The 6,000-nt window shown below is 36.5% G+C and carries 9 protein-coding genes; 3 read left to right on the top strand and 6 right to left on the bottom strand.

The window, feature by feature from the left end:
- Positions 1 to 275: 275 nt before the first annotated feature.
- Entirely contained in the window at positions 276 to 881 is a 606-nt protein-coding gene (locus tag HCB45_RS01780; protein ID WP_185320095.1) for an HD domain-containing protein, read from the bottom strand.
- A gap of 65 nt (positions 882 to 946) precedes the next feature.
- Here HCB45_RS01780 and HCB45_RS01775 point away from each other — a divergent pair, with 65 nt between their 5' ends.
- Entirely contained in the window at positions 947 to 1,720 is a 774-nt protein-coding gene (locus tag HCB45_RS01775; protein ID WP_185320097.1) for an ABC transporter ATP-binding protein, read from the top strand.
- A 49-nt stretch (positions 1,721 to 1,769) separates the two neighbouring features.
- Entirely contained in the window at positions 1,770 to 2,132 is a 363-nt protein-coding gene (locus HCB45_RS01770; protein WP_185618471.1) for a hypothetical protein, read from the top strand.
- A gap of 18 nt (positions 2,133 to 2,150) precedes the next feature.
- Here the strand turns inward: HCB45_RS01770 and pepT are convergent, their stop codons facing one another.
- Together pepT and HCB45_RS01760 are read right to left on the bottom strand one after the other, a co-directional pair.
- Positions 2,151 to 3,383 (bottom strand): peptidase T, encoded by a 1,233-nt coding sequence (gene pepT, locus HCB45_RS01765; protein WP_185618469.1) that lies wholly within the window; start codon positions 3,381 to 3,383, stop codon positions 2,151 to 2,153.
- 57 nt (positions 3,384 to 3,440) lie between these two features.
- Complete coding sequence (locus HCB45_RS01760) at positions 3,441 to 3,971, bottom strand: DUF1697 domain-containing protein (protein ID WP_185320092.1); 531 nt, start codon at positions 3,969 to 3,971, stop codon at positions 3,441 to 3,443.
- Between the two features lie 81 nt (positions 3,972 to 4,052).
- On the opposite strand from HCB45_RS01760, the gene HCB45_RS01755 reads away from it, so the two are divergent.
- Entirely contained in the window at positions 4,053 to 4,808 is a 756-nt protein-coding gene (locus HCB45_RS01755; protein ID WP_185618467.1) for an exodeoxyribonuclease III, read from the top strand.
- Between the two features lie 40 nt (positions 4,809 to 4,848).
- Here HCB45_RS01755 and rplT read toward each other — a convergent pair whose 3' ends face one another.
- The 3 genes from rplT to infC are packed head-to-tail and all read right to left on the bottom strand — an operon-like array spanning position 4,849 to position 5,985.
- The gene (gene rplT / locus HCB45_RS01750; RefSeq protein ID WP_003720097.1) at positions 4,849 to 5,208 is read right to left on the bottom strand and encodes a 50S ribosomal protein L20; all 360 of its coding nucleotides are present in this window, start codon (positions 5,206 to 5,208) and stop codon (positions 4,849 to 4,851) included.
- Between the two features lie 39 nt (positions 5,209 to 5,247).
- Positions 5,248 to 5,448 (bottom strand): 50S ribosomal protein L35, encoded by a 201-nt coding sequence (gene rpmI, locus HCB45_RS01745; protein WP_003720098.1) that lies wholly within the window; start codon positions 5,446 to 5,448, stop codon positions 5,248 to 5,250.
- Between the two features lie 21 nt (positions 5,449 to 5,469).
- Entirely contained in the window at positions 5,470 to 5,985 is a 516-nt protein-coding gene (gene infC / locus HCB45_RS01740) for a translation initiation factor IF-3 (RefSeq protein WP_010958948.1), read from the bottom strand.
- Positions 5,986 to 6,000 lie beyond the last annotated feature (15 nt).

Below are 6,000 nucleotides of genomic sequence, written 5' to 3'. Positions count from 1 at the left end.
CGCTAGCAATTAAATTACTAGTTTGTTTTTGTTGAAAACAGCTTTCTGTTTTCTGCCCTGCGATTACCAGTGAGACTTTACGTCTCATTGCTTTTCGTCTTCTTCTTTGTTCAGTTTTCAAAGGTCAGTTGCTTTGTTAACGCAACTTTTAAATCTTACCATAAAGTTGAAATCACGTCAACAACTATTTTTAAAATGTTTTTTGATGAATTAATTTGTATCAATTCAGCTTTATCATTATATAACAGCTTTATATTAAAAACAAGCTTTTTAATTTATATTTCTAATTCTTTCTCTAGTGCGTGTATAAAATCCTGCATAATTCTTTGTTTTCCTGCTGCAAGTTCCCTACCAGTCTTTGTTTTTAGCTGATTCTGAATTAAGAGTAATTTATCGTAAAAATGCTGTAATGTGGTATTCTCTGGGTGAGCTCGATTAACGATTTCTCTATTGTGTGCTCCTCCGTAAGTAAATGTTCTAGCTATACCGATTGCTCCAATTGCATCTAAACGGTCTGCATCTTGGACTATTTTTTCTTCTATTGCGGAAGCATGGATAGGATTTTTTCCATTTTTAAAGGAAACTGCTTGGATAATTCGTATGATCTTATTGATTACATCTTCAGGTACTTCTTTTTCTTTCATCCAATGCGTGATTATTTCGGTAGCTTGCAGTGGGTCTCGTGTTAATTTGCTATCATTATAATCGTGGAATAATGCGGCTAATTCAATTACAAATTTATCTCCGCCTTCTGTTGCTTGGATTTGTTTACTTAAATGCCAGACTCGCTTAACGTGCTCCCAATCGTGTCCAGTATTTTCCTTTTCAAAATGGGCCTGCATCCATTTTTGCGCATCAATTATTATTTCTTCATGCTTCATTGGTATTTGCTCCTTTTTTACATTATTTTCATGTACAATAGTAGAAAATGGAAATGGGGTATTCGATGTTTGCTTTTGAGAATGTTTATTTAAAGCGAGATAATAAAATGATTTTGTCGAATATTAATTGGGTGGTTAATAATAAGGAAAACTGGGCGATTCTCGGACTTAATGGTTCTGGAAAAACCACTTTATTACAACTTTTAAATGGGTACCTTTGGCCTAGTAGTGGTAAACTTCAAGTGCTTGGGCATATATTCGGCGAGACTTCTTTGCCGGAGTTACGTAAATCGATTGGTTGGGTTAGTAATGCGCTTGATCATCAGCTGAAAGAATATGAGTTAAGTGAGCAAATTGTACTTAGCGGAAAATTTGCGAGTATTGGTATTTATGCGAAAGTTACAACCGAAGAAATACATCTAGCGAAAAAAGTGCTTACTGATTGTGGTGGCGCATCGCTTATTGGAAAATCGTATAAAATTTTATCACAAGGCGAGCGCCAAATTGTATTGATTGCTCGTGCCTTAATGGCTAGTCCTAAGTTGCTTATTTTAGATGAACCTTGTAATGGGCTTGATTTATTTGCGAAAAATCGTCTATTAGAAAGAATTAAGAAGATTGCAGAATTTCCAGAATCGCCAACGATGCTCTTTGTGACGCATCATACGGAAGAAATTCTACCCTGCTTTGATAATATCATTTTACTCCGTGACGGGGAAATAACTCATCACGGAAAAACAGAAAATCTTTTAACAGAGGAAATTCTTCACGACTTTTATCAAAAGCCAGTCGAATTAATTCGGATAAAAGATGGTTCCATTGCAGTCTATCCGAAGTAAGTGGTATAGTTATTATACGAAAAATGCGTATGTAGAGGGGCGAAAATTTTTGTATGAAACGATGATTGCAAAAGCTGGTGTCCGTGAGCTTCTCGGGATAGATACTAGTTTGATTTATGGTGCGTTTACGTATAAAATGGAAGGCGAATGGATGGATTTAACGGGGCTTTGGATTTCAAATGAAGATGCGTTAATTTTTTACTTAGAAAATGAAGATGTCTACTTACTTAAGAAATTCGCTTATGAAACGATAGACCATTTAGAACAAAAAGTGAGTATTCTTTCCATGACGAAAAAATTGATTTTACATTTTAAAAATAAAGAAAGCTATACGTTACTCGTTGCAAACGGCGAAGCAAAAGTATTTGCCGCTAGGGTAAATGAGCGTATAGAAAAAGTGAGTCTAGGTTGAACTAGACTCACTTTTTTATTATTCTTTTTCTTCAAATAAACGGGCCACTTCAATGATTACTTCTGTAGCTTTAACCATGCTTTCTAGTGCAACATATTCGAATTTACCGTGGAAGTTCTCTCCCCCGCCGAAAATATTTGGTGTTGGTAAGCCTTTGTAGGAAAGTTGAGCACCATCTGTTCCGCCACGAATTGGGCTGATTTTTGGTTCAATGTCAAGATTTCTCATTGCCGCGCTAACAATATCCACAATTTCTTTTACGGGCTCGATTTTTTCGCGCATATTGTAATATTGATCATTTAATTTTAATTCTACTGACCCTTTACCATATTTTTCTTCTAACTCTTTAGCAATACTAGCCACATGCGTTTTTCGTTCTACAAATTTCAAGTGGTCGAAATCGCGGATAAGGTAATAGGTGTTGGCTTGTTCTACATCCCCGTTTAAAGAGATTAAATGATAAAAACCTTCGTAGCCTTCTGTGTACTCTGGTACTTCATCTTTTGGAATATACGCATCGAATTCCATCGCCATTTTGATTGCATTAACCATCTTATTTTTGGCTGTACCAGGATGAACACTATTACCATTAAAAGTGATTTTTGCAGATGCGGCGTTAAAACTTTCATATTCGAGTTCGCCGAGTGGGCCCCCGTCCATAGTATAAGCATATTTGGCACCAAATGCTTCTACATCAAAACGTTCTGGACCTCGGCCGATTTCTTCATCTGGTGTGAAGGCAACACGAATTTTACCGTGCTTGATTTCTGGATGGTTGATTAAATAGTTCATTGCCACCATAATCTCTGTAATACCTGCTTTATCATCCGCACCAAGCAAGGTTGTTCCATCTGTAGTTATTAGGGTTTTTCCTTTGTAATTAGCTAGTTCTGGAAATTGTTTCGGTGATAGTACCACGTTTAAGTCTTTGTTTAAAACGATGTCTTTACCATCATATTTTTCGTGCACTTGTGGTTGCACGTTTTTACCTGTTAAATCAGTCGCCGTGTCTAAATGAGCTAAAAATCCAATAACCGGAACTTCTTTCGTTGTGTTAGAAGGAAGTGTTGCCATAACATAACCAAATTCGTCGACTGTAACTTCTTGCATACCGATTTCTTTTAGTTCTGTAACAAGAATATTTGCTAGTTCCATTTGACCTGGCGTTGTTGGGCAAACTGTGCTTTCTTCATTTGACTGTGTATCTACTTTTACATATTTTGTAAATCGTTTTAATAGTTCTTCTTTCAATTCTATCACTCCCTTAGATTAATCCTTTTTCATTATAAACTTGATTTTCAAAAAATTCTATTCCTGGCTTTCGAGTAATGTTTGTAATTTAACAGTTGTTCGCCAGTTACGCGTTGTCATGAGCGCTTTTTTATATTCTCCAAGAAAAGCAGGTAATTTTAAGTGATGAATTTGGTTGGAGAAAACATGGATATATAAGGCACGCCCTATTGCTATTACTTCAGCTTGGGTATTTTTTTGTTTAGGGATAGGCATATTTTCATTGTAAAAAGCCACCAGCCAACGTTCTTCTTCCCCAATTATTTCTGGAGGGAACGGGTTGTTTTTGATGATTGATTTGTAATTCTCTCCTGAAAAAACAAATACGTCAATGTTTAAATCAAATTTATGCTTAATTACTTCTGTTATTCTTACTGCTACTTCAGTTTCTGTCTGTAAATTCGAACTGAGAACGAGGTTACCACTTTGGATATACGTTGTTATGTTTTGGAAATCCTTTTCTTGCAATACTTCTTTTAGTTGTTTCATGTTCACTTTATTTTTCCCACCAACATTTACTGCTCTTAGTAAAGCGACGTACTTCTCCATACTATCCCTCCCAATCGTTTAACTACATTATAGCATGTTACTTACGTTATAATAGTTCTATTAGAGATGGGAGGCTTTTAGATGAAATTAATTTCCTGGAATGTAAATGGACTTCGAGCAGCTGTAAAAAAAGGTTTTTTGGAGTATTTTGAAGAAGTGGATGCGGATATATTTTGTTTGCAAGAGACTAAATTACAAGAAGGTCAAATTGAACTTGATTTGCCAGCGTATAAAGATTATTGGAATTATGCAGTAAAAAAAGGGTATTCCGGTACTGCCATTTTTACAAAAGTTGAGCCATTATCGGTGCAATATGGCTTAGGTATTCCAGAACATGATACTGAAGGTCGCGTAATCACACTTGAATTTGAAGATTTTTATATGGTAACGGTTTATACACCAAATTCGCAAGCTGAGTTAAAAAGATTAGATTATCGTATGACGTTTGAGGATGCGATTTTGGAATATGTCAAAAACTTGGATAAAACGAAGCCGGTTGTACTTTGTGGTGATTTAAATGTTGCTCACGAAGAAATTGATTTAAAAAATCCGAAGACAAATCGCAAAAATGCGGGTTTCTCGGACGAGGAACGTGCAAAATTTTCTGCGTTTTTAGACGCTGGTTTTATTGATAGTTTCCGTTATTTTTATCCTGATTTGACCGATGCTTATTCTTGGTGGTCATACCGAATGAACGCGCGAGCTAGGAACACTGGTTGGCGGATTGATTATTTTGTTGTTTCAAAGCGACTGAAAGATAAATTAGTTGATGCTAAAATTCATGCGGATGTGCTTGGTTCGGATCATTGTCCAGTAGAGCTAGAACTTAATTTATAACATAAAAAAATCCCCACTCCAAAGAGTGAGGATTTTTGAATTATTTAGCTAATGCTTTTTTTGCTGAATCAGCAAGTGTGTTAAATGAAGCAATATCATTTACTGCTAAGTCTGCAAGCATTTTACGGTTAATATCAATACCAGCTAATTTTAAGCCGTGCATTAATTTGCTGTAAGAAAGATCTTGCATACGAGCTGCCGCATTGATACGTGCGATCCATAATCTACGGAAATCACGTTTCTTTTGACGACGATCTCTATAAGCATATTGGTAAGATTTCATTACCGCTTGGTTAGCTACTTTGAATAATAAATGTTTAGAGCCGTAATACCCTTTGGCTAATTTAACTATCTTTTTACGACGTTTGCGTGTTACTGTTCCGCCTTTTACGCGTGGCATATTGTCTACCTCCTAGAATTTACAAAAATGTTGTTTCTCTTATTTCATTTTAGCGACCATTTGACGAATACGTTTGAAGTCGCCAGCTGATACCATTGCTGATTTACGCAATTTACGTTTTTGTTTTTGGGATTTGTTAGCGAACATATGGCTAGTGAAGCCGTGTCTGCGTTTTAATTTTCCAGATCCTGTTCTCTTGAAACGTTTAGCGGAACCGCGGTGGGTTTTCATTTTTGGCATGAATTTTTCCTCCTCAAAACTTTACTTTTCATGAAGTGGTGCTAGGACTAAGAACATGGAACGTCCGTCCATTTTTGGTCTTTGCTCAATTGTACAAAGGTCTTCGCACGCTTTTGCAAAACGGTCAAGCACCTTCTGACCGATTTCTTTGTGTGTAATGGCACGGCCTTTAAAACGGATAGAGCATTTTACTTTATCGCCTTTTTCAAGGAATTTACGTGCATTACGTAGCTTCGTATCAAAATCATGTTCGTCAATTGTTGGACTTAAACGAACTTCCTTCATTACGATGACTTTTTGGTTCTTACGGGCTTCTTTATCTTTCTTCTGTTGTTCAAAACGGAATTTACCGTAGTCCATGATACGAGCTACTGGCGGTTTCGCTGTTGGAGCAACAAGCACTAGATCAAGATTAGCCTTTTCAGCAATTTGAAGCGCATCGATTTTACTCTTCACGCCTAATTGTTCACCGTCTTGGTCGATCAATCTTACTTCACGTGCACGAATCCCATCGTTTACCAACATGTCTTTGCTAATGGTGAGCCACCTCCA

Origin of the sequence: Listeria farberi, from assembly GCF_014229245.1 — a bacterium.
Classification (GTDB): Bacteria; Bacillota; Bacilli; order Lactobacillales; family Listeriaceae; genus Listeria; species Listeria farberi.
The sequence above is the reverse complement of the archived record's forward strand: the minus strand, read 5'-3'. Positions and strand labels throughout refer to the sequence as shown.

What these genes read in the sequence shown, in the direction of transcription:
- rpmI (WP_003720098.1), bottom strand. Translation starts at nt 5,448, where the DNA reads ATGCCAAAAATGAAAACCCACCGCGGTTCCGCTAAACGTTTCAAGAGA.
- HCB45_RS01755 (WP_185618467.1), top strand. Translation starts at nt 4,053, where the DNA reads ATGAAATTAATTTCCTGGAATGTAAATGGACTTCGAGCAGCTGTAAAA.
- HCB45_RS01760 (WP_185320092.1), bottom strand. Translation starts at nt 3,971, where the DNA reads ATGGAGAAGTACGTCGCTTTACTAAGAGCAGTAAATGTTGGTGGGAAA.
- HCB45_RS01775 (WP_185320097.1), top strand. Translation starts at nt 947, where the DNA reads ATGTTTGCTTTTGAGAATGTTTATTTAAAGCGAGATAATAAAATGATT.
- HCB45_RS01780 (WP_185320095.1), bottom strand. Translation starts at nt 881, where the DNA reads ATGAAGCATGAAGAAATAATAATTGATGCGCAAAAATGGATGCAGGCC.
- rplT (WP_003720097.1), bottom strand. Translation starts at nt 5,208, where the DNA reads ATGCCACGCGTAAAAGGCGGAACAGTAACACGCAAACGTCGTAAAAAG.